Genomic DNA, 22,991 nt, shown 5'->3' on the forward strand with positions numbered 1-22,991 from the left:
GTGTCACTCGAGTAGCGTGCGGCGCAGGCGGTCGCGGTCGGCGGGGGTGAAATTCAGTCCCTCGGAGAGGAATTGGTCGAAGCTGCCGTAGCGGGCGGTCACCTCGTCGAAGGCGGCGTCGAGATAGGTGGGGTCCTGGTGGATCAGCTGCCGGATCGGTTCCGGGTCGGCGATATCGCCGGTTTCGACGGCGCTGGTCAGCCAGTCGCTGTAGGCGGGCCAGACGTAGTCGTTGGTGGCGAGGTAGTCCGCGGTGATGTCGGCGCGCGGCACGCCCAGGGCGGTGAGGACCACCGCGGCCATCCAGCCGGTGCGGTCCTTGCCCGCGCTGCAGTGGAACAGCACCGGCCCGCGGTCGGGATCGGCGACGAGGTGCAGCGCTCGCGCGAAGATCGTGCGGAAGCCGGGTTCGGCGACGAACTGCCGGTTGATCTCACGCATCAGTTCCGCGGCTCGCCCGTTGCCGAGATCGGTTGCCGGACCGCCGAATTGGCCGTGCACGGCCTGCAGGATCTCGGTGAGGTTGCCGCCCGCGATCGGCAGGTCGATCCAGGTGGCGCCGTCCGGCAGCCGATCCGGCCCGTCGTGCTCGATCTCCTGCGGGCTGCGGAAGTCGATGACGGTCCGCACGCCGAGATCGCCGAGCACGGCGACATCGCTGTCGGTGAGTTTGTGCAGGGCGTCCGCGCGCAGCAGCCGCCCCGCCCGGATGCGGTGACCGTCCGAAGTGGTCATACCGGACAAATCTCGGACGTTGATCGCGCCCTGCAACTCGATTCGACTCATACGGCCAACGTAACCGCCGCTCGCTCAGGGCGTAACGAGGTGGAGTGCACTCCACGTCGACCGCGGCCCCGAATCGTCGTAGCGTCGATGTCGTGACTGTTCCACAAGATCTACCCACGACCGCGGGTGAGTTGCGCGCGGCCGGGTATCTGCCGCGTGGGGTCAAGACCGAGATCCGGGAGAATCTGCTGGCCCTGCTGGGTTCCGGCGGCGATCCGTGGCCCGGCATCGTCGGATTCGACCGGACGGTGCTGCCGCAGCTGGAGCGGGCGCTGCTGGCGGGCCACGATGTGGTGCTGCTGGGTGAGCGCGGTCAGGGCAAGACACGACTGCTGCGCACCCTGATCGGCCTGCTCGACGAGTGGACGCCGGTGATCGCGGGTGCGGAACTGGGTGAGCATCCGCTCGACCCGATCACCCCGGCGGGGCGGCGGAGGGCGGCCGAACTCGGCGACGACCTGCCCGTCGCCTGGCGGCACCGGTCCGAACGGTATGCGGAGAAACTGGCCACACCCGATACCTCCGTCGGCGACCTCATCGGTGACGTCGATCCGGTGAAGGTGGCCGAGGGCCGCAGCCTCGGCGATCCGGAGACCATTCACTTCGGGTTGGTGCCGCGTGCGCACCGCGGGATCGTCGCGGTCAACGAGCTGCCCGACCTCGCCGAACGCATCCAGGTCGCCCTGCTCAACGTGATGGAGGAACGCGATATCCAGGTCCGCGGCTACACGCTGCGCCTGCCCTTGGACGTGCTGCTCGTCGCCACCGCCAACCCGGAGGACTACACGAATCGGGGCCGGATCATCACACCGCTGAAGGACCGGTTCGGCGCGGAGATCCGCACCCACTATCCGCTCGATGTGCAGGCCGAGGTGGCACTGGTCCGGCAGGAGGCCGACCTCGTGGCGGAGGTGGGCGACCCGCTGATCGAGGTGCTGGCCCGGTTCGTGCGGCAGCTGCGCGAATCCACCGCGATCGACCAACGATCCGGTGTCTCGGCGCGTTTCGCGGTCGCCGCCGCGGAAACCGTTGCGGCAGCGGCATTGCGGCGCTCGGCACTCACCGCGGAGCGCCCGGCCGTGGCCCGCCCGGTGGATCTGGAATCCGTGCCCGCGGTGTTGCGCGGCAAGCTGGAGTTCGAATCCGGCGAGGAGGGACGGGAGCAGGAGCATCTCACCCATCTGCTGCGGCGTTCGTTCGCCGAGACCGCGCGGGCGCTGCTGGGTGGGGTGAACCTGCGGCCGCTGGCCGACGCCGTCGCCGACGGCCATCTGGTCACCACGGGCGAACGCGTGCCGGGTAAGGATGTGCTGTCGGCCCTGCCCGAACTGCCCGTGCTGCACGAGGTCGCGGCCCGGCTCGGCGTCGACCCGGCCGACCCACCGGCCCGGATCGCCTCCGCCGTCGAATTCGCCCTGGAGTCACTGTATTTGGCGCGCCAAGTGGCCAAGGACTCCGACGACGGACTGGCGATCTACGGACAATGACCGCCCCCGACCGCTACTCCTACGGGCCCTATCACGACGGGCCCGACCCGCTGGCGCCCCCGCTCGACCTGCGCGAGGCGCTGGATCAGATCGGGCGCGACGTGATGGAGGGCAGTTCGCCGCGCGCCGCACTGGAGGAACTGCTGCGCCGCGGCATGCGCGACACGAGCGGGCTGGACGAGCTGACCCGCCGGCTGTGGCAGCGCCGCGCGGAGATCTCGCGCCGCCACCGGCTCGACGGCACCCTGCAGCAGGTCCGCGAATTACTGGACGAGGCGGTGCAGGCCGAACGCCGTGCCCTGTTCCCCGATCCGTCCGACGACGCCCGATTCGCCGAGGCACAGCTGGACGCCCTGCCGACGAGCACCGCGGCGGCGGTCAACGAACTCGCCGACTACCAGTGGCGCTCCGACACCGGCCGCGAGAACTACCGCAAGATCCGCGACCTGCTCGGCCAGGAATTGCTGGAATCGCGTTTCCAGGGCATGAAACAGGCCCTGCAGGGCACCACGCCCGAGGACGTCGAGCGGATCCGGCGGATGCTGTCGGACCTGAACGATCTGCTCGCGGCGCATGCGCGGGGCGAGGACACCCAGCGGCAGTTCGCCGAATTCATGGCCGCGCACGGCGAATTCTTCCCGGAGAACCCGCGCAACACCGACGAGTTGATCGATGCGCTCGCCGCCCGCTCCGCCGCCGCGCAGCGCATGCTGAACTCGATGTCCGAGCAGCAGCGCGCGGAGCTGGGTGAGCTGATCGGCCAGGCCTTCGGCGATCCGCGCATCGCCCAGCAGATCGAGGCCCTGGACGCCCACCTGCAGTCGCTGCGGCCGGGCGAGGACTGGGAGTCCGCGCAACGCTTCCGCGGCCAGGACCCGCTGGGACTCGGCGAGGGCGCGCAGGCCCTGCAGGATCTCGCGGAACTCGATGCCCTGGCCGAACAGCTCGGCCAGTCCTATCCGGGTGCCCGGCTCGAGGATATCGACCTCGACGCGCTGGCCCGCCATCTCGGCGAGGATGCGCGGGTGGACGCGGCTCGCTTGGCCGAGCTGGAGCGGGAACTGCGGCGCCAGGGCCTGTTCGAGCGGACCCCCGACGGTTCGCTTCGGTTGACGCCCAAGGCGTTACGGCGGCTGGGCGAGGTGGCGCTGCGGGATGTGGTGGGCCAGTTGCGCTCTCGCCGCGGCCAGCGCGAGACCGCCCTGGCCGGGGCGGCCGGCGAGCCGACCGGCGCCTCGCGCGCGTGGCGGTTCGGCGATACCGAACCGTGGGATGTGCCGCGCACCGTGCGCAATGCCGTGCTGCGCTCGGCGTCTACCGGCAGCCGCGCGGTCACCCTCGACGTCTCCGATGTCGAGATCATGGAGACCGAGCAGCGGTCGCGGGCGGCGGTGGCGCTGTGCGTGGACACCTCCTGGTCGATGGTGCAAGACGGCCGCTGGGTGCCGATGAAACGCACGGGCCTGGCGCTGCAGCATCTGATCGCCACCCGGTTCCGCTCCGACGCCCTGAGCCTGATCACCTTCGGCCGCCACGCCACCACGGTCGACATCGGCGAACTGACCGCGCTCGAGCCGGTGTGGGAGCAGGGCACGAACCTGCACCACGCGCTGCTGCTGGCCGCGCGGCACCTGCGCCGCCACCCCGACGCCGTACCCGTGGTGCTGGTCGTCACCGACGGCGAACCCACGGCCCACCTCGAGCCCGACGGCGAGGCGTACTTCAACTGGCCCCCCGAATACCGCACCCTGGCCATGACCATGGCCCAGGTCGAGGCCGTGGCCAAACTGGGCGCCTCGATCACGGTCTTCATGCTCGGCGACGACCCCCGCCTGGCCGCCTTCGTCGACCTGGTCGCCCGCCGCAGCGGCGGCCGAGTCGTCGCCCCGGACCTCGACGGCCTCGGCGCCGCGGTCGTCAGCGACTACCTGCGCACCCGACGCTGAGCCGAATCAGCCGCCCAGGTCGGCGCGGTCGATCGTGACCGGTGCGGCGGGCTCACCGTCGCGGGGGCCGCGTTCGGTCGGGATGATTCCGGCGGCGACCATGCGGTCGAGCACATCCATGCCGCGCACCACCGTGCCCAGGACCGAGTAGTTGGCCGGAATGTGGGCGAAGGAGTGGACGATGAAGAATTCGCTGCCGTTGGTGCCCGGGCCCTGATTGCCCATCGCGACGGTGCCGCGCTCGTAGGTCTCGGTGCCGTCGACCTCATCGGGGAACCGGTAGCCGGGGCCGCCCTTCTCGACCTCGTAGATGTCGCCGCACTGCAGCACGCCGAGGCGGGCGCTGTCGGTGAGCCGCCAGCACCGGCTGCTGTCGTAGAAGCGCTGCAGCACAAGGCTGGTCATGTTCTGCACGGCACACGGTGCGGCCCCGGCGCGATCGAGGCGCACGGTCACCGGGCCGTAGTTGAACCGGAAAGTGACATCGAGGGTGCCGATGGTCGGCGCGAGCGGCGGCGGGGGCAGGACCGGGCGGGCCGCGGGATTGTCCGGGGTGGGCGTGAATTCGCACCACACCGCCGGTGGGGGAGCCGCGGCGCTGGCCGACCCGGCGACCAGACCGGACAACGACAGGACGACGGCGGCGACGGCGGCACCCCAGCGTGTTCTCATAGCCGGAAAACTAGCCGATCGCGGTGAAAGATGTTCGCCAAAGCGGCAATTCACTGCCCCGCGCACGCCGGGACGACGACCCGGTCGTTCCGGCGTGCTTTCGGCCGGAATCAGCCCAGTGCGGGGCGGGTCCGGAAGGCCGCCGCGGCGTCGCCACGCATGACGGCATCCCACCACGAGCTGAGCGGGCTCGGGTCGGGCCACACAACCGGGCGCCCGAAGTTGCCGGTTTCCTGCTTCTTGTTCACTTCGTCGATCACTCTGTCCTCCTGAGCGCTACTCCCGTGCCCACCACCGGGCATCGAAGGCGTGTACCGCCTTCGCTGACGCCATACCCGCCCTGCGAGGGGCCAATCCTGCAGGGGGAAGGGTTGTTTCGTTCGGGTAGGGTGCGGGTGGCCGCTGGACCGGACGGCTGGCCGTCCGGCCTTACCCAATGGCATACCGTGGGGGAGCAAACGTCCAGTGACTTTCGGGCAGACGGCAGTCGACAACCTGTCGTCGGATCTCGATACTTCTCGACAGAGGCGGTGATCTTCGTTGTCCGCACCCCGCGACCGGTCGGCGCTGGCAGGACTGCTGGTGGCCGATTTCAGCAGGGTTCTGGCCGCACCCTACGCCACGATGCTGCTGGCGGACCTCGGCGCGGAGGTGATCAAGGTCGAACGCCCCGGCGGCGGAGACGATACCCGGGGGTGGGGGCCGCCGTACGCGCACGGTCAGGCCACCTACTTCCAGTCGGTCAACCGCAACAAGAGGTCGCTGACGCTGGATCTGGGCGACCCCGAGGACCGGCGGCGGGCGCGGGAGCTGGCGCGGCGGGCCGATGTGGTCGTGGAGAACTTCCGGCCCGGCACCATGGCGAAGTTCGGACTGGACTACGAGGGCGTCCGCGCGATCAACCCGGGCGTGATCTACTGCTCGATCTCGGCCTTCGGCACGGCCGAGGGCGCAGCACTGCCCGGATACGACCTGCTGCTGCAGGCCGTCGGCGGGCTGATGAGCATCACCGGATCGCACCCCGACGAGCCCACCAAGGTCGGTGTCGCGGTCGTCGACATCCTCGCGGGCCTGCACGCCGCGGTCGGCGTGCTGGCGGCACTGCGGCATCGCGACGCCACCGGGCAGGGGCAGCTGGTGGCGGTGAATCTACTGTCGAGCCTGCTGTCCGGGCTGGTCAACCAGAGCGCGGGGTATACGCTGGCCGGGGTCGTGCCCGGCATTCTCGGCAATCGGCATCCGTCCATCGCGCCCTACGAGATCTTCCGGGCTGCCGATAAGCCCTTGGCCCTGGCCGTCGGCACCGACGCCCAGTTCGTCGCTTTGTGCCGGGCCGTCGGCGCCGCCGACCTGCTGGACGACGAGCGGTTCGCGACCAACTCCCAGCGCGTCGCCCACGTCGAGGAACTCGCGACAAGGCTGGGAACCATCCTGGCGGGCCGGACCGCCGACGAGTGGTACGAACTGCTGACCCCGGTCGGCGTTCCCTGCGGGCCGGTCAACGACCTGGCCGCCGCCTTCGCCCTGGCCGATCGTCTGGGCCTCGAGCCCCGCGTCCCGGTGCGCACGGATGACGGCCAGTGGGACCTGGTCGCCAACCCGATCGGCCTGTCGGAAACGCCCGCCCGCTACGTCACACCGCCGCCTGCCCTCGGCGCCGACGACGAGACGCTGCGTCGCTGGCTGGACACCGACGACTGAGGACGGTCAGGCCGGGCGCACGGCCTGGTAGTACGTGACCCGCCCGATGAACCGCTTACGCTGCGACGCGACTTCCGTGCAGTCGAAACCGGTCTCGCGCAGCAGCCGCGGAATAGCCTCGCCGAGATTGCCCACGGCATGCCGGTTGTGCCGCAGCCGCCGCCCCGACCAGCCGTCCTCCGGGCCGACCGCGCCGCCGATGTCGACCACGTGCAGCCTGCCGCCGGGGCGCAGTACCCGCAGCACCTCGGCGGCCGCCTGCGCCTTCGCCTCGGGGTCGAGGTGATGCAGCATCATCGACGACAGCACGCGGTCGAATTCGGCGTCGCCGTAGGGCAGTTGCTGGGCGTAGACACGTTCGAAGCGGATCCCGCTCACCCCGCGCGCCTTTCGCTGCGCGCGGGCCAGGGCGCGCGGGTCGGGGTCGGTGCCGATCACCTCGGCGGCGGGCCGGGACCGCTTGGCCCGCAGGGTGAGATTTCCGGTGCCGCAGCCGATTTCCAGCACCCGGTGGCCGTCGGCGAGTCCGGCCTGTGCGAGGAGGGTGTCGTAGACGGCGGGCATGCCCAGCAGCCGGGTCATCAGGTCGTAGCCCGGCAGCAGTAGGTCGTGCCCGGTGGCGGGCAGATAGTCGTGCCGGTTCCCCATCGTGCGGGTGATCGAATGTGGATGATGTTCGGTCATGACCTTCATGGTGAGCCGTTGTTCACCTGGAAAGTTGGGTGATATTCGGCAGTAGTAGGACTATTTTCGGTGATGTGTCCAACAGTGTCACCGCCGCCCGCCTGGTGCGGCACCGCCGCGGCGTCCCGGTGTTCGGCTACCGGGCCGACCCGGTCACGCCGCCGGTCACGCTGCTGCGCCATCACGAGACCGACCGACTGGGCACCGACCATCGGCATATTCACGAATTCCCGGCGCTGCTGTATGCCGAGAGTGTCGCCGAGGTCTGGGTGGTGGCCGCGGGGGAGGTCATCGATCCCGAAGGCATCGAGGTGCCCGCCGACGGCGTCGCGCTGTTCTTCGATCCCGCCGCGGTGGGCAGCGAGGCCGCCGTGCCGCGACCGGTGTGGCGGACCCATCCGCTGCTGTTCCCGTTCCTGCACGGCCAGGCGGGCGGGTTGCTCCGGCTGAGTCTGCCGAGAGATCGGAAACCGGTGTGGGACAGCGCGATAGCGGCCATCGAGGCCGAATTGTCGACCCGGCTGGAGGGATACCGGCAGGCGGTCTCGGCACATCTGACGGTCCTTCTGATCGAGTTGGTCCGGTTGGCCGCCGATGTGGTGGGTGATCTGCGGCGCAGCGGAGAACCGTTGCTGGCCGAGGTATTCGCCGTCATCGATCGGCGCCACGGCGAACCGCTGTCGCTGCGGGATGTGGCCGATACGGTCGGCATGACGTCGGGACATCTGACCACGGTGGTGCGCCGCCGCACCGGCCGCACGGTGCAGGAGTGGATCATCGAACGCCGGATGGCCGAGGCGCGCCGACTGTTGACCGATACCGACCTGCCGATCGCGGAAGTGGCTCGCCGCGTGGGTATGCCGGACCCCGGCTATTTCGCCCGCGTGTTCCGCCGCGCACACGGTAGCGCACCGCGGCACTGGCGAACGGGGCATGCCGTCACGGCCTGAGCGCGTGAAAAACCCGTGACCGCCCCGCCTGAAACAGGCGGGGCGGTCACGCCCTCATCCGGCTTTTCGGTCCAACTGCTGGTTCAGTTCACCTGCCTATTTCCAGTCCACCTGGGGGGACCGATAGAAATTGATTCCCTGGACGGACCAGATCTGGCTCTGCTTGGCCAGGCGCTCGCGGTAGCGGTCCCAGTTGTGCGTCGCCGCCGGGGACCAGCCGATCTCCGCGGCACCGGCCAGCCGTGGGAAGGCCATGTACTCGAGATCGGCGCTGGTGCGCAGCGTCTCCGTCCACAACGGCGCCTCGACCCCGGCGATCTGCGATTCCGACAGGCCCTCCAGGTAGGTGGCCGGATCCCAGTTGTAGGCGTCCTGGACCTCCACGTAACCGGCCCACTTCAGGCCCAGCGGGGTGTTGGGGTTGTACTTCATGTCCAGGTAGGCCTTGTCTGCCGGGGACATGATGATCTTGTTGCCGCGTGCGGCCGCCGCGACCACGTCCGGATTGGTGCGCGTCGGGTCCCAGTACTGCGGGAGCGCCGAGGTCGGCGCGTTGGCGACCACGATGTTGTGCCAGCCGGTCGGCTTCTTGTCGTAGGTCGACAGCATCGGCCACACCTTCGCGAAGAAGGCCTTGTAGTCCTCGATCGGGGTGGCGTGGGCCTCGTCGCCGCCGATGTTCAGGTAGGGGCCGGGGGTCAGCGCCGCCAGTTCGCGGATGACGTCCTCGACGAACTTGTAGGTTTCCGGCTTCGAGATGCACAGCGAGCTGTAGCCCACCTCGATATCGGTGCGCGGCGGCACCGGCTTGCCGTCACAGTTCAATTCGCCGTAGGAGGCCTGAGCCGCATTGACGTGTCCGGGCATGTCCACCTCGGGCACCACCGTAATGTGCCGGGACGCGGCGTAATTCACGATGTCGCGGTACTGATCCTGGGTGTAGTAGCCGCCCGGATCACCGCCCACCGCGGTCTGCCCGCCGATCTCGGCCAGCTTCGGCCAGCTCTTGATCTCGATGCGCCAGCCCTGATCGTCGGTCAGGTGCAGATGCAGGGTATTGATCTTGTACTGGGCGATCTGATCGATATAGCGCTTGACCTGGTCCGGGGTGAAGAAATGCCGGGCCACGTCGAGCATCGCCCCGCGGTGCGGGAAGCGCGGATAGTCCAGGACGGTGCCGCCCGCCACGGTCCACACCTGCTGCTGGACAGAGGTTTTGTTGATCGCCGCCGGGAACAGCTGGCGCAGCGACTGGATGCCACCGAACAATCCGTCGGTGGTGTTGGCGTCGATGGTGATGCCGTCCCTGTTGACGGTGAGCCGGTACCCCTGGTCGCCGACCTCTCGACCGGCGTCGCCGAGCTGCAGGGTGATGCCGGGCTTGTCCAGGTCGTAGCGATCCACAACCGGAAGGGCGAAGCCGGTGGCCGGTCGCAGCAGGCCGGCCAGGTACTCCGCGACCTCCTTGGCCTGATATTCGGCGCGGATCACGGCGTCGGCGGTCAGGGTGTAGGAGCCGGCCGGATCTGCCTGGGCCTGAACGGGAATGGGCACGATTTCGGTGACGCTGCGTTCGAGGGCCGGTGGGTCGTCTGCGACGGCCCGGCCGGGCAGGCCGAGGAATGCCAGGCCGACTAGGACGCAGAACACCAAGGGGGATAAGCGCTTCCGCACGATGCACCTCCGGTGGGCGGGGAGGGTGGGTCACGACTGGGTGCGCATCAGGGTACCGCTATCATCCCGACAATGTGCCCGAAATGCATTCTGGTGCTTGCTATTTCGCAATACTAAGCACTGCGCGAATGCCCCCGAAATACGCGAGCGGTTGCGCGAACTCCGTGCCGGTAGTCCCCGAAACATGCTTGAAATAGGCTGCCTTACAAACCGTTTCGCCGGATGCCCAGACATGATCGGTTCGTAAGAACTTGCGCGCATTTCCGAGAACGATCGCGCATTTGATCGATAGCATCGGCCTGTTTTCCGTCCGGGAACAGAGCACGAGGGGTAGTCATGCCACGGACCCAGATGTTCCGTTTGGTGCGCCGCACTGTCGCCGACCACGCCGCGGCACAGCGGCTCGGCATGCCGGCGGTCGAGTTCCGTCAGGCCCGCGCGGCGGGCGCACCGGTCACGCTGAGCCGCCGCAATCTGTTCAAACTCGGTGCCGCCGTGGGTGGTGCGGCGCTGCTGTGGGGTGCCGCGGGGCCGCGGCCCGCCGTCGCCCGGGCCGCCGACGCGCCCCGGATCGCCGTCGTCGGGGCCGGGATCGCCGGTCTCACCGCGGCGCTGACCCTGGCCGACGCCGGGCTGCCCGCGACCGTGTACGAGGCGAGCGACCGGGTGGGCGGGCGCATGTTCTCCGAGCGCGGCTACTGGGACGGCGGGCAGATCAGCGAGTACGGCGGCGAGGCCATCGACACCGGCCATACGGTCATCCGCGATCTGTGCGCCCGATTCGGCCTGGCGCTCACCGACGTTCACGCGGCCGCCCCGGACGACGGCCACGACGTGCTGTACTTCGACGGCGGCTACATTCCCCTGGACAAGTTCGTCGCCGACTTCCAGCCCGTGTACCAGGCGCTGCAGCGCGACCTGGCCGAGGCGGGACCGGACGCGCCCACCTGGGATCGCGCCACGCCCGGGGCGGTGAGGCTGAGCAATATGACCCTCACCGAGTGGATCGCCACCAGGGTGCCCGGCGGTTACTCCTCTTGGCTCGCACGGTTTCTCGACGACGCCTACGTGGTGGAGTACGGCCTGCCGACGCTGGCGCAGACCGCGCTGAATCTGGTGTATCTGATGGGCGATCAGGCCGATCCCAACGATCCGCAGGTGTGGAACGCCTCGGACGAACGCTTCGAAATCACCGGCGGCAACCAGCGACTGCCGGAGGCGATCGCGGCGGCGCTGCCGGACGGGACGCTGCAGCACGGGTGGCGGCTCGAGGCCGTCGCCCGCAACGCCGACGGCGGCCAGACCCTGACCTTCGACGAGGGCGGTTCCCGCCGCACCGTGCAGGCCGACCACACCATCCTGGCCGTTCCGCTGGGCGTGCTGCAGCGGATCGACTACGGTGCGGCCGGATTCGACCCGCGCATGACCGGTGCGATCACCTCGCTGGCCATGGGCAGCTGCACCAAACTGAATATGCAGTTCACCGCCCGCCCGTGGGTCGGGGCGGGTCCGTGGCCCGGGATGTCCACCGGCATGAGCTTCACCGATCTGGGTTACCAGCAGATCTGGGATGCCACCGCGGGCCAGCCCGGGACGCAGGGCATCGCCATCCAGTACGGCGGCGGGCTGGGTGCGCTGCGGTTCCAGCCGCCCGCACCGTTCCTCACCGGCGATCACCCTGCCGTGCGCGCCGCGGTCGACACCGTACTGCCGCAGTTCGAGAAGGTCGTGCCCGGCGTCGGCGCGCTGTGGAACGGCAAGGCCGCGCTGTCGGCGTGGCATCTGAACCCCGACGCCTACGGTGCCTACAGCTGCTATCCGGTCGGCTACTGTCACCGGTTCGCCGGATACGAGGGCGTGCGCCAGGGCAACATCCACCTCGCCGGGGAACACACCTCGCAGGACTCGCAGGGGTACATGAACGGGGGCGCCGAGACCGGGCTGCGGGCCGCACGGGAGATCCTGGCCGATCTCGGTCACTGAGGGTCGAGCACCGAGGCGACGTGACCGGCAGGCCGGGAATGATCATCTCGACAGCGGGTATTTCCCGCACAAGGATGTCCTCGTCGGGAGGTTGTTGTGATCGCGTTCATGCCCATTACCCCCGTGGTTTCGCCCCTGGATCTGCTGCCCAACCCGTTCAACTGCCTGTTGACCACCGGTTCCGCGCTGTTCTGTCTGGGACTGTAGAAATCGCCGTGGGTTTGGTCGGGTGAGGAGCGGTTATAGCCGGGAGGCCGACCGCGGAGCCGGTCGGCCTCGAGCCGGGGCGACGGTGCCCCGCAGACCGGACGGAGGAGAGGTCCTTGGCATCGACGGTGCCGGTAATCGCTGTCGTCGTCGGCGTGCTCGCCGTGGCGATCGTGGTGGCCTACAGCGTGTTCATCGCTGGCTATCGGCGCAGGATTCGGGCCCTATTCCTACCGGATCCCGGGCGTGGCCGGATGCGTGCCGACGCAGCCGACGACGAAGCAGCCGGGCGGCCAATCCGCGAACGGCGGGGACAGGGGTTTGCCGAGGCAGCTCAGCGCCCCGCAGCCCGGGTAGGCGTCGGGGCCGATTCCCAGCGCCGCTAGCGTCGCATCCGGGTTGGAGATCATCGGGTCGCTCAGGCTGATATCCGGTTGCTGCACATAGGGGCCCGGATCCGGCAGCCGGGGTTCGCGGAAGGCGGCGCCGACTCCGCGCAGCACGTCGTGCGGGAAGCTCAGCGCGCTGCCCGGCACGGTGATTCCGGTCCAGCTGACCAGCAGGCCCAGGCTCGGCACGATGAAATTGTCCTGCCGCATCATGCCCGACATCTGCACGGCATCCGGCGGGAGGCCGGGGAAGTGGACCTCGCAGCCGGGACCGTTGACGACGAACAGGAAGCCGTAGCAGGGATTGGCCGCCGTCGGCCGGGTGGCCTCGGCCAGATAACCGGCGGAGATCACCTGTTTGCCCCGCCAGTCGCCGTGATTGGCGATGAGCAGGCCGAGTTTGACGAAGTCGTCGGCCGGGAGCATCAGGTGCGCATAGCCGTAGGTGTTGCCGCTGCGGTCGCGGCCCCAGTGGTAGTCGGAGCGCCGAATACCCAAGGGGTCGAACAGTTTCTGTTGTGCGTAGGCCTGAAAGTCCGTGCCGACGGCCCGCTGGACGACATAGGCGAGCAGGTCGACGGCGCGCTGGCTGTATTGCCAGATGGTGCCCTGCGGGTATTCGATCGGCATCCCCAGTGCCTGCGCCGCCACATTCGGATCCAGCTGCGGCAGGCCGGTGATGCCCTCCGAGGCGACCGCGACCTGCATGCCGGAGGTCTCGGTGAGCAGGCTGCGGATTGTGATGGCGCGATGGGCCGCATCGCCGAGACCCGGAGGCAGGTAGGCGTCGATCGGATCGTCGATGCTCAGGCGCTTCTCGTCGGCGGCGATCCCGGTCACCAGCGACACCACGCTCTTGGTGCTGCTCCACATATTCCAGGCGATACCGCCGTGGCGGTCGCTGTCGGGCCCCGACGCGACCAGGCAGTTGTTGCGGAACACGCGCACGGTCAGCCGCGTCCGATCCGCAGCGAAGGCGATGGCCCGCTGCAGCGCCTCCGAATCCAGCCCGACCTCTTCGGCCGTCGCGGTCTGCGGTGTGCGCCCCTCGGTGACCTCACACCGCTTCAGCCCCTCCGGCGCCGCCTGCGCGGCGGGCGCGACCCACCCCGCGATCGCGACCACCGCAACAGCCGCCGCTACAACGCTTTTCGTCCAACCACGCACACCTGTCCCCGTTCCCGAGCTTCCTGATCCTCAGATCGCCGGGTCGAGCACGCCGTTAGCGCAGGTAAGCCCCCTCAATTGTCGGGGCGACAATTCTGGGGTGGGGGTGGCGGCGAGCGACGATCAGTAGTCGCAGAGCTTGATCCACTCGAAGGTGCCGTTGCGATCGTCGAGGTCGCTGTAGCGCGTGTCGCGGTCGCCCCACTCGTCGGTGTTCTCGAGCAGGAACAGCCCGGCGCCCGGCACGTAGGGCACGGCGAGGTCGAAGTCGTCGGCGCGGTAGATGATCCACTTTTCGTCCCGGGCTCCCAGCAGCCGCGCATCCTCGGCGCGGTCGAGGAATCCCATGAAGGTGAAGTCGTGGTCCTCCCAGGTGCCGACGGTGCCGTCGTGGTACGGACTCGCCCACTGCCGGGTGGACGCATGGAAGTAGCCGCGGTCCAGGAAACCTCGGTCCACCGACCCGGAACAGCTTCCGGAGGCACTGGACGCTCCTCCGCCGGGAGTCGGCCCGGGTGTCGGCCCGGGAGTCGGCTCGGGTGTCGACGGAGCGCCGCCGCCGGACGAACCGGTACCCGGGGCACCGATCGGCGACACGGACGGGCCGTGCACGGCGGGCCCGCTCTCCGCCTGAGCGGGCGTCACGGACAGCAGCGTCGCACCGGTCAGCAGTGCACCGATGGCGAGCCGAGAAATGGAGTTCCTCATGAACGCGTCCTTCTATCAAGAGTTTTCGATCAGCAACAACTGATCACCCTGTGATCGGAACGGTCGGTATGCGCGTTTCAGGCATGTTTCGACTCGCCCGGCAGAGCCGGCCGGCGAGACCATGCCTGGCGCACCAGGGTGCTGTTGGCTTCTCGGCGGCGATAGGGGTGGGCGAGGGTCGGCATCGTTGGGTCGGGTAGCGCCGATGAAAACCGTTGAGCAGCAGCGGTATCAGCGGAAAGGTTGGATTCAAGATCTAAATATGTTGGGGCACAAGGCGTGTCAAGCGCTGTAAAGCCTCGAGTGTCCGGCGAATGGTGTTCAATGACTGCCTCCGGTTATTCCGATTGGAAGGAGTTGCAAGTGTTGCCTTTTCGCAAAACCTTGATTGCCTGCCTCGCCCTGCTGTCCGGGTTGGGAGGTGTGGTTGCGCCGGTGGCGGTGGCCGAACCCGAGCCCGCCGTCGCGGCCGACAGCGACGGGGACGGGCTGCCCGATCAGTGGGAGCAGAACGGGTACGACGCCGACGGGGACGGCAAGGTCGACGTGGATCTGCCTGCCATGGGCGCGAATCCGAATCACAAGGATGTGTTCATCGAGATGGACTACATGAACGGGCGACTACCGTCCGCGGCGGTGCTCGACCGCATCGTGGAGGTGTTCGCCACCGCGCCGGTGGCCAATCCGGACGGGGCGCCGGGCATCGCCATCCACCTCGACGCCGGCGATGCGCGAGGGAGTAAGTACAACCTCGGCGGCGGGAATCAGGTTCCCTACGACAGCAATCTGTCACCGGTCGACGACGAGGTCGCCGCGATCCAGCGGCGGAATTTCGACGGCAACCGTACGCGGGTGTTCCATTACATGCTCTGGGCCGACGCCTACAACAATGGCTGCAGTAGCGGTATCTCCCTCGGAATTCCGGCCGATACCTTCGTCGTCACGCTGGGGCCGCGCTGCGGCTGGAATCCGAGTGACGACGCCAATGTCGGCACCTTCGTCCACGAACTGGGCCACAACCTCGGGCTCAGGCACGGCGGTGTCGATCATGTCAACTACAAGCCGAACTATCTGAGCGTGATGAACTACAGCTTCCAGTTCTCGGGAGTTCCGCGCGCGGACGGAAGTTCGTACTTCGGCTATTCGAATGTCAACCCGCCGGCATTGAACGAATCCTCGCTGAACGAGGGCAGCGGTCTCGGCCAGGTCGCCGCGGGGTGGCGGACCGTGTACTTCTGTCCGGACGACTCCCGGCGGCGCACCAGGGGTTCGGCGGATCAGCCGATCGACTGGAACTGCAACGGCGGCATCGAGAACAACACAGTGGCGGCCGATATCAACAACGACGGCGGCCACGGCAGCCTGCGGGCCCAGAACAACTGGGCCTCGGTGGTGTTCACCGGCGGTGACATCGGTCCCATCGCTCCCGATCGGCGCATCGCGCCCGAGCAGTCCCCGGAGGAGATGACCAAGGAGGAGTTCGACCTGCAGCAGTCCACCACGCGAGACGAGTAACGAGTAACGCCGATTCCGGAGCGACCACGGCCGGATGCCCCTATTTTCGGGGGGATTCGGCTGTGGTCGCGGTCTTTTCTGTCTCGGTTGGATTTGAAGACTAGAAGTGTTCGCCGATCGCGCGTACCATTTGTGCCAGTCCTCGCTTGCATCCGAGGCGCGAAAGTGACCGTCTCCCAACCGAACACGGGCAGGCACGGCGAGCCCCGCTGCCGCCCATCGGTCGGTGGCGGCCATACTCGGGTTCGGATGCGCAGGACGGAGTGCACGAGAAGCCGACCCGGGGGGGCGAAAACCAATTTCCACCAAGTTTTGTGGGGCTTTCGAGGCCGAACAGCCGATGCTAACGTCGGAATCGAACCAATGGCTCGGTTGGTTTCGGATATCGCAGCGTTGTAAATATCTCGGTATCCAGAAGCTATCGACCCGATTGAAACAACCATATTTCGATCGGCAATTGCGAGAGGTTCCGACATGGCCGCCGACTGTGAACAACTGACCCATTCTGGTGACGCCATTCCGACCGAGTCCCAGCCCGATCGCCGCGTCGTCGCCTATCTGCACGCGATCGACGGGCGGCGCCGAAGTGAGAAGGTGCCGATTCGGCGTCTGGTGGCGATGGATTCGCCCCGGCTCGACGGCGCCGATCAGGCGCATGTGCAGCGGCTGGTCGAGGCCGGTGACGAACTGCCGCCGATCCTGGTGCATCGGCCGACCATGCGGATCATCGACGGCCTGCACCGGGTGCGTGCGGCCGTGCAGCGCGGCCGCGACGAGATCGAGGCGATCTTCTACGACGGCACGCTGGAGTCGGCCTTCGTGCTCGCGGTGGAACTCAATATCCGGCACGGGCTGCCGCTGTCGCTGTCGGATCGGCGGGCCGCCGCCGCGCGCATCATCGAGACGCACGGCGCCTGGTCGGATCGGATGATCGCCAGGACGACCGGCCTGTCCGCCCGCACGGTGCGGGCCATCCGGCTGTGTACGAATGCCGAATCCGCGCGGTCGAACGTCCGCATCGGGGCCGACGGCCGGGTGCGCCCGTTGACGTCGGCGCACAGCCGCCGCATGGCGGCCGAGATCATCGCGTCGCACCCCGAGGCCTCGCTGCGCCAGGTGGCCAAGGCCGTCGGCATCTCGCCGGGCACCGTGCGCGATGTGCGCGACCGGTTGCGCCGCGGCGAGGATCCGGTGCCGCGCAAGCGGACGAGCAAACCGGCGCGGCCGCGCACCTCCGCCACGGCCGGCGCCGAGCCCGAGCCGCCCGTCGATGTCGCTCAGGTGTTGCATGCCCTCGGCCGCGATCCGTCGCTGCGGTTGAATGCCGGTGGCCGGGAACTGCTGCGCTGGCTGCACCTGCACGCGGTGGATATGGACGACTGCTCCAAGGTCGTCCAGGCCGCGCCCGCGCACTGTGTCGGCGTGGTGGCCGAATTGGCCCGCGGCTGCGCCCAGAGCTGGTCGCGGATCTCGGTGGAACTGGCCAAACGCGTACCGGACTGACGAGACACACCGCGGCGGCGAACCGGGGCATCGAGGTCCGGCGGCTAGTCTTCGAGCCGTGGACGCCTACAACCACTTCGAGGGTCCGGCCACCTTCCGGCTGGCTCGCCTGGAGTACCTGGTGGCGCTGCTGGTCTGCCTGGTGTTGTTCGTCGGGCACCTCGGCGAGGTGCGGTGGTTGCCGGCGGTGATCCTGTTCGTGGCCATCGATCTCATCGGGTACCTGCCCGGTGCGATCGCCGAGCGGCGGGCCCGGGCCGGCGGCGGTGACGGCCGGGTGGCGAAGGTCTACTACGTGCTCTACAACGTGACGCACAGCTTTCTCACCCAGGCCGTGGTCGTCGGGGTGTGGGTGCTGGTAGCCGGATTCGAGTGGGCACTGCTGGTGATTCCGATTCATCTCTGCGGCGACCGGGCGATCTTCGGCAATTCCCTGAAGCCGTTCGGCGTGCCGTTCGACAGCAGAGGCCCGATTCCGGCCTTCGCCGAATTCGAACGGCGTCTGGCCGCGACCGGGCGGTCGGCGCCGTGTGATAGCCACCATGTTGCCGCTGCCCGACCCGAGCCGGGCACACTGGTGGGCACTGATCGTCCGAGCTGATCCGGGGGATTGACGCGGAGAGGACCTGCGATGCCCGTAGACGCCGCTTTCGATCCACTGGTAGCGCTGAACGACCTGCTCGCCCCGATCGGCCTCGACAGCGCCGATGCGGGCGGAGCGGTCGACTTCGCCGGGCGAGATCCGATTCTCGAATCGCGGTTGCGGCTGGGCGCGGCCATCGGCATTCCGATGATGGCCGGTGCGGTCGGCGTCGCGGCGCTGTGGCGGCACCGCGGCGGACACGGCCAGGATCTGCATCTGGACCTGCGGCAGGCCGTCTACTACATCGCCCCGGAAATCCTGTGGGAGCCGACCGTCAACGGGTTTCCGGCCCCGGCCCCCTTGGTCGAGGGCAATCCGTTTCTGCTCGACATCTATCGCACCCGCGACGGACGCGAGGTGGTGCCGTCGGCGGTGTATCCGCATCTGATGCGCAAATGGTGCGTGTTCCTCGATGTGCCCCCGGCCCGCGACCGGGTCGCGGCGGCCATCGCCGAATGGGACTCCGACACCCTCGAGGAGCAGGCCAACAAGGCGGGGCTGCCGATCGCGACGGCGCGTACGCCGCAGGAATGGCTCGCTCATCCGCAGGGCGCCCTGCTGGCAGACGGCCCTGTGATCGCTCTCCACAAGGTCGGTGAGGCAGCACCTTTGGCGCTCGGTGACAGCGATCGGCCGCTGGGCGGCATCCGGGCGCTCTCGTTCACCCATGCCATCGCCGGGCCCACCGTCGGGCGCACCCTCGCCGAACAGGGCGCAGATGTGTTGTGCGGCACCCGCCCCGACGATTTCGAACACGACTTCATCTACGATGCGGCCAATATCGGTTCCCGCAGTGCGTATCTCGACCTGACCACCGCCGACGGGCGCGACCGCACCGAGGATCTGCTCGACACCGCGCACATCGTGATCGACAACCACCGCCGCGGGAAACTGGAACGGTTCGGCCTGGATCCGCACGCGCTGGCCGCCCGGCATCCGGGCCTGATCAGCGTGGCGGTGACTCCCTACGGCTCGCAGGGTCCTTGGCGCAACTACGGGGGCTTCGACATGAACGCCTCGGCGGCCACCGGTCTGATGGCGATCGAAGGCGAACCCGGACACGTCCGGTTTCCGGTCACGAGCCTCATCAACGATTTCATCACCGGCTATCTCGGCGCCGCCGGTGCCGTTGCGGCACTGGTCAAACGGGTCACCGAGGGCGGTAGCTGGCGGGTGGAGGTGAGCCTGGCCCGCGCGGCCATGTGGTATCCGACGCTCGGCCTGGTCGATGCCACCGCGGCGGGCAGCAGCGACGACACCACCGCGCGCGAGCCCACGCCCTACGATGCGCCGACTCCGTTGGGCGCGTTGCACACCCCGCGCCCGGCCGTGGAATTCTCGGCGACGCCGCCGCGCTGGCCGGACCCGCCGCTGGTGCCGCGGGGATCGAGCGCGCCGCGGTGGCGTGCGGACGCTCGGCGTCGGCGATAGTGCGCAGTTGCTCAGCGGTGTCCGAGCGTCACCGGTAGTGCCTCGAGCCCGCGGAAGAAGGTGCTCGGCCGCCACTGCACCGCACCGTCGAGCCGCATGTCCGGATACCGCTGCAGAATCTTCTCGAACGCGATCCGGGCCTCCAACCGGGCCAGCGGCGCCCCCACGCAGTAGTGGATGCCGTGCCCGAAAGCCACGTGGCTCTTGGGTTTACCGTCCGCGATCTGGACGGCATGCGGACAGGAGAACTGTTTGGGGTCGTGGTCGGCGGCCGCCAGCGAGACGTACACCAGTTCGTCGGCCGGGATCTCGACTCCGGCCACCGTGACCGGTTCGGCGGTGTAGCGCAGCGTCGCCAGGTGGACCGGCCCCTCGAAACGGAGGAACTCCTCGATGGCCGCGGGGATGCGATCCGGCATCCGCACCAGTTCGTGGTACAGCGAGCGGTCCCGCAGCACGGTCAGCAAACCGTTGCCGATGAGGTTCACCGTCGTCTCGTGCCCGGCCACCAGGATGAGGAACAGCATCGAAATCAGTTCCCGGTCACTGAGTTTGTCGCCCTCGTGATTGGCCCGGATCAGTTCCGACAGCAGATCCTCGCCCAGATCGGCGGAGCGTCGGGCGACCAGGTCGACGAGGTAGCTCGCCAGTTCGACGCTGGCCCCCGCCCGCTCGCTGGCGGTGGCATAGAACGGTGAGCGCGCCGCCACCTCGGGATCGGGCGCGTTCTCCGACGACGAGGCGGTCAGCGTCGTCGACAGCTCCCGGAATCTGGGTCGATCGGCCTCGGGCACGCCGAACATTTCGCAGATGACCGTGATCGGGATCGGCAACGCGTACGCATCGATGAGGTCGACCGTCTCGGAATCGCCCATGCGGTCGAGCAATTCGTCGGCGAGCGCATCGATGCGCGGGTGCAGCCGTTCCACCGTGCGGCCGGTGAAGGCCTTGTTCACCAGCCGCCGCAACCGGGTGTGATCCGGCGGATCGGAGCTGAGCATATGCTCCAGCAGATCGGTGCTCATGGCGCCGTAGGTGTCGGTGTCGCGGCGCTGCCGGGCCGTGATGGTCGCCAGGACCGCCGAATTCTTCCTGATGCGGTCGTCGGTCATGACCTGGCGGGCCACGTCGTAATCCAGCACGAGCCAGGCGGTCAGCCCGTTGGGCAGGTGGACGTGATGGATCGGCCCGTGCCTACGCAGTTCGTCGTAGATCGGGTACGGGTTGTACAGATAGTCGGAGCCGAGTTCCAGCAGGGGCAGAGTGGTCACAGCATCTCCTTGCTCGCTACGGCGGCGTTCGCGCCGCCGGTGTGGATCCGCAGGGGCTGCAGGCCCCACGATTCGGCGATGTCGCGAGCGAGCGCGGCCAGCTCCGAATCCGACTGTGCCATCTCGGGTTTGAGGCCCTCGAGCACCCACTGGACGCGGCCGCCGTACTCGGAGTACCAGCTGGCCAGTGCGATCGGCTGACGTGCGGCCCGGCGGGTGTCCAGCTTCTGGAATGCCCCGCGGGCGACGAATAGCGACGGGCCCCCGTTCGCCCGCATGTCCTTCGGCACGAACGGGTCGAGAACGCCCATGTTGGAACACATTCCGATGGTGATCGGCGGCGGTTCGACGAGCCGGTCGACGACACCGGCGGGCAGCACGTCGATCAGGTCCGGTGGCATATTGCGGGGGCGGGAGACCGCGCCGGAACCGACCTCGTTGGCATTGGCGAAGGCCGCCTTGCTCATCCGCCGGATCGGGTCCAGCTCGCGGCGGTCCAACCACTCTCGCTGCACCGGAACCGGAACGCGGGAAAACGAATTCGAATCGTGTTGGTTGTGCTCGCGCAGCAGCCGGACCGCGGTCGCCAGTACCAGCGGGGTGTCGGGGCCGATGAGCGAGCAGCGGCGCAGCGTGTCCGCGGCGAGGGCGAGGTACAACGTATTCGACGTGCCCCCGTGCCTCGCCGCGACCTGTTTCCAGTGCTGCGCATCGATACTGACGACGACGGAGGTCTCTCGCCAGCCCATCGGCTCCGGCTCGACGACGGGCTCCCTGGTGAGCAGGGCCCTGCCGATCGCTGCGCGGTGCTGCGGATCGCGGGCCGCGCGCCGCAGTTCCGACGCCGCCTGGCGGGCGACCAGCACACTGCGGCGCATGCCGTCGGCCAGATCGCCGCGCAGGTCGACGACCTTGCCGAGACCGTCCTTGGTGGCGAATTCGGGATCGACCATGCCGGTCAAGCCCATCAGTCCGGCATGACCGTCGGCGATGGCGTGGTCGGCGATGATGGACACCGCCATGCCTCCGGATCGGAGGGGCACCGCCGAGAGCCGCCACCCGTAACCGCCCGCCGGATCGAGGGGGAACTGCGCCTGCTCGTTCGCCCACGCCAGTACGTCGACCTCGTCGATGGCGGCGCGTTCGACGGTGAGGGGTAGCGCGGTATCCGTTGGCACCCAGCGCCATCGGGCGAACGGCACGATCGGCCGGTACACCCGCCGCATCGAGGACCCCGCCGTGCGCAGCCGATACATCGAGATCAGCTGCTCGTCGGTGAGGCGATGATCCAGCACCGCCAGTATCTGCCCGATAACGGGTGTGCCGTTACCGCGGTGGAGACGAAGAAATCCCTTGTCGGTGAGATTGACATAGACCGGTGCAGACATCACGAGGCCACCTTTCCGATCAGTGCGGAGTTCTGCCCGAATTCGGCGCCGACCACCCGCAGCATCCGTTCCTGAGCGACCATGGCCACCAATTGGCCGTCGCGGCTGAAGATCCGGCCCTGAGTGAACGCCCGGCCGCCGTCCGCCGAGGGCGACACCTCGTCGTAGAGCAGCCAGTCGTCGACCCGGAACGGCCGCATGAACCAGATCGAATAGTCCAGCGCCGCAGTCTGAATGGGTAAGCCGGGGTACGGCGCCATAGCTGCTCCCAGCAGCGTCATATCGCTGGCGTAGGTCAGCGCGCACGTGGAGGTGACCATGTCGCCGGGCAGGTCCTCGGTGTAGCGCAACCAGATCTGCTGCCGCGCACCGCCGCCGACCTCGGCGTCGGGGACGCGGCGGATATCCCAGCCCGGCCATTCGTTGCCCGGATCGGCGGAGCCGACCGTGACCAGTTCGTCGGGCGACGGCGCGGCGGGCATCGGATCGGCGTGGCGCACACCCTGATCGCCGCAGTGGAACGAGGCGACCATGAGGAATTTCTCGTCGCCGTCCTGCAACGCCCGGATCCAGCGGACGAGGAAGGACCGTCCGTGCTTGACGGTGTCGACCTGGTAGTCGATGGGAACGCCCGGAACCGTCGGCCGGACGAAATAGCCGTGGATCGAATTGACGTGAAATTCGGGTGGCTTACCGGCCGATCCCGCGGCCAGCGCCCGGGCCGCCACCTCGCCACCGAAGGTGCGGGCCAGCACGGTATCGGTTCGGGGGCGGCCGCGGAAGATGTTCGTGCCGACTTGTTCGACTGCTATCGCATCCAGTAACGCAACCATTGAGCCATTCCTTCGGGACGACAGAGAACGGATACCGGCGACGACGCTGTCGC

At 68.4% G+C, this 22,991-nt stretch carries 19 protein-coding genes; 9 read left to right on the forward strand and 10 right to left on the reverse strand.

All coding sequences use genetic code 11. The features are described from left to right. Positions 1-3: 3 nt before the first annotated feature. The gene (locus IU452_RS30395) at positions 4-786 is read right to left on the reverse strand and encodes a tyrosine-protein phosphatase (RefSeq protein ID WP_195112652.1); all 783 of its coding nucleotides are present in this window, start codon (positions 784-786) and stop codon (positions 4-6) included. A 92-nt stretch (positions 787-878) separates the two neighbouring features. Here IU452_RS30395 and IU452_RS30400 point away from each other — a divergent pair, with 92 nt between their 5' ends. Next, positions 879-2,273 (forward strand): sigma 54-interacting transcriptional regulator, encoded by a 1,395-nt coding sequence (locus IU452_RS30400; RefSeq protein WP_195112653.1) that lies wholly within the window; start codon positions 879-881, stop codon positions 2,271-2,273. Then, complete coding sequence (locus IU452_RS30405) at positions 2,270-4,219, forward strand: vWA domain-containing protein (RefSeq protein ID WP_195112654.1); 1,950 nt, start codon at positions 2,270-2,272, stop codon at positions 4,217-4,219. Before IU452_RS30400 ends, IU452_RS30405 begins: the two co-directional genes overlap by 4 nt. A gap of 6 nt (positions 4,220-4,225) precedes the next feature. Here IU452_RS30405 and IU452_RS30410 read toward each other — a convergent pair whose 3' ends face one another. Together IU452_RS30410 and IU452_RS30415 are read right to left on the reverse strand one after the other, a co-directional pair. Continuing rightward, positions 4,226-4,891: a peptidylprolyl isomerase gene (locus IU452_RS30410; RefSeq protein WP_195112655.1), complete on the reverse strand. Its 666-nt coding sequence runs from the start codon at positions 4,889-4,891 to the stop codon at positions 4,226-4,228. A gap of 110 nt (positions 4,892-5,001) precedes the next feature. Beyond that, on the reverse strand, positions 5,002-5,151 hold the full coding sequence (locus IU452_RS30415; protein ID WP_195112656.1) for a hypothetical protein: 150 nt from the start codon (positions 5,149-5,151) through the stop codon (positions 5,002-5,004). 280 nt (positions 5,152-5,431) lie between these two features. On the opposite strand from IU452_RS30415, the gene IU452_RS30420 reads away from it, so the two are divergent. After that, a complete protein-coding gene (locus IU452_RS30420; protein WP_228819041.1) occupies positions 5,432-6,592 on the forward strand; it encodes a CaiB/BaiF CoA transferase family protein in 1,161 nt (386 codons plus the stop codon). A 6-nt stretch (positions 6,593-6,598) separates the two neighbouring features. Here IU452_RS30420 and IU452_RS30425 read toward each other — a convergent pair whose 3' ends face one another. Continuing rightward, entirely contained in the window at positions 6,599-7,276 is a 678-nt protein-coding gene (locus tag IU452_RS30425) for a class I SAM-dependent methyltransferase (protein ID WP_195112657.1), read from the reverse strand. Between the two features lie 74 nt (positions 7,277-7,350). Here IU452_RS30425 and IU452_RS30430 point away from each other — a divergent pair, with 74 nt between their 5' ends. Next, positions 7,351-8,226, forward strand: a complete 876-nt coding sequence (locus IU452_RS30430) for a helix-turn-helix transcriptional regulator (RefSeq protein WP_195112658.1) — start codon at positions 7,351-7,353, stop codon at positions 8,224-8,226. Positions 8,227-8,322: 96 nt separating this feature from the next. Here IU452_RS30430 and IU452_RS30435 read toward each other — a convergent pair whose 3' ends face one another. Then, the gene (locus IU452_RS30435; protein ID WP_324192907.1) at positions 8,323-9,900 is read right to left on the reverse strand and encodes a beta-N-acetylhexosaminidase; all 1,578 of its coding nucleotides are present in this window, start codon (positions 9,898-9,900) and stop codon (positions 8,323-8,325) included. A 336-nt stretch (positions 9,901-10,236) separates the two neighbouring features. On the opposite strand from IU452_RS30435, the gene IU452_RS30440 reads away from it, so the two are divergent. Then, positions 10,237-11,883 (forward strand): flavin monoamine oxidase family protein, encoded by a 1,647-nt coding sequence (locus IU452_RS30440; protein WP_195112659.1) that lies wholly within the window; start codon positions 10,237-10,239, stop codon positions 11,881-11,883. 437 nt (positions 11,884-12,320) lie between these two features. On the opposite strand, the gene IU452_RS30445 is transcribed toward IU452_RS30440, so the two are convergent. Continuing rightward, the gene (locus IU452_RS30445) at positions 12,321-13,604 is read right to left on the reverse strand and encodes a serine hydrolase (RefSeq protein ID WP_324192908.1); all 1,284 of its coding nucleotides are present in this window, start codon (positions 13,602-13,604) and stop codon (positions 12,321-12,323) included. Positions 13,605-13,769: 165 nt separating this feature from the next. Beyond that, a complete protein-coding gene (locus tag IU452_RS30450; protein WP_195112661.1) occupies positions 13,770-14,354 on the reverse strand; it encodes a hypothetical protein in 585 nt (194 codons plus the stop codon). Between the two features lie 363 nt (positions 14,355-14,717). Here IU452_RS30450 and IU452_RS30455 point away from each other — a divergent pair, with 363 nt between their 5' ends. The 4 genes from IU452_RS30455 (at position 14,718) to IU452_RS30470 (ending at position 19,446) form a co-directional block, all read left to right on the forward strand. Next, entirely contained in the window at positions 14,718-15,869 is a 1,152-nt protein-coding gene (locus IU452_RS30455; protein WP_324192909.1) for a hypothetical protein, read from the forward strand. A gap of 474 nt (positions 15,870-16,343) precedes the next feature. Continuing rightward, positions 16,344-17,372 carry a ParB/RepB/Spo0J family partition protein gene (locus tag IU452_RS30460; RefSeq protein ID WP_195112662.1) on the forward strand — a complete coding sequence of 343 codons (1,029 nt, stop codon included), beginning with the start codon at positions 16,344-16,346 and terminating at the stop codon, positions 17,370-17,372. Positions 17,373-17,430: 58 nt separating this feature from the next. Then, entirely contained in the window at positions 17,431-17,973 is a 543-nt protein-coding gene (locus tag IU452_RS30465; protein WP_324192910.1) for a hypothetical protein, read from the forward strand. Positions 17,974-18,003: 30 nt separating this feature from the next. After that, positions 18,004-19,446 carry a CoA transferase gene (locus tag IU452_RS30470; protein ID WP_195112663.1) on the forward strand — a complete coding sequence of 481 codons (1,443 nt, stop codon included), beginning with the start codon at positions 18,004-18,006 and terminating at the stop codon, positions 19,444-19,446. Positions 19,447-19,457: 11 nt separating this feature from the next. Here IU452_RS30470 and IU452_RS38600 read toward each other — a convergent pair whose 3' ends face one another. The 3 genes from IU452_RS38600 to IU452_RS30480 are packed head-to-tail and all read right to left on the reverse strand — an operon-like array spanning position 19,458 to position 22,938. Further along, entirely contained in the window at positions 19,458-20,717 is a 1,260-nt protein-coding gene (locus IU452_RS38600) for a cytochrome P450 (protein ID WP_324192911.1), read from the reverse strand. After that, the gene (locus IU452_RS38605; RefSeq protein ID WP_228819042.1) at positions 20,714-22,105 is read right to left on the reverse strand and encodes a hypothetical protein; all 1,392 of its coding nucleotides are present in this window, start codon (positions 22,103-22,105) and stop codon (positions 20,714-20,716) included. Before IU452_RS38605 ends, IU452_RS38600 begins: the two co-directional genes overlap by 4 nt. Continuing rightward, positions 22,105-22,938, reverse strand: a complete 834-nt coding sequence (locus tag IU452_RS30480; protein ID WP_195112664.1) for an acyl-CoA thioesterase — start codon at positions 22,936-22,938, stop codon at positions 22,105-22,107. Before IU452_RS30480 ends, IU452_RS38605 begins: the two co-directional genes overlap by 1 nt. Positions 22,939-22,991: the final 53 nt, after the last annotated feature.

This window comes from Nocardia transvalensis, assembly GCF_015477765.1.
In the GTDB taxonomy this organism is placed as follows: Bacteria; Actinomycetota; Actinomycetes; order Mycobacteriales; family Mycobacteriaceae; genus Nocardia; species Nocardia transvalensis_A.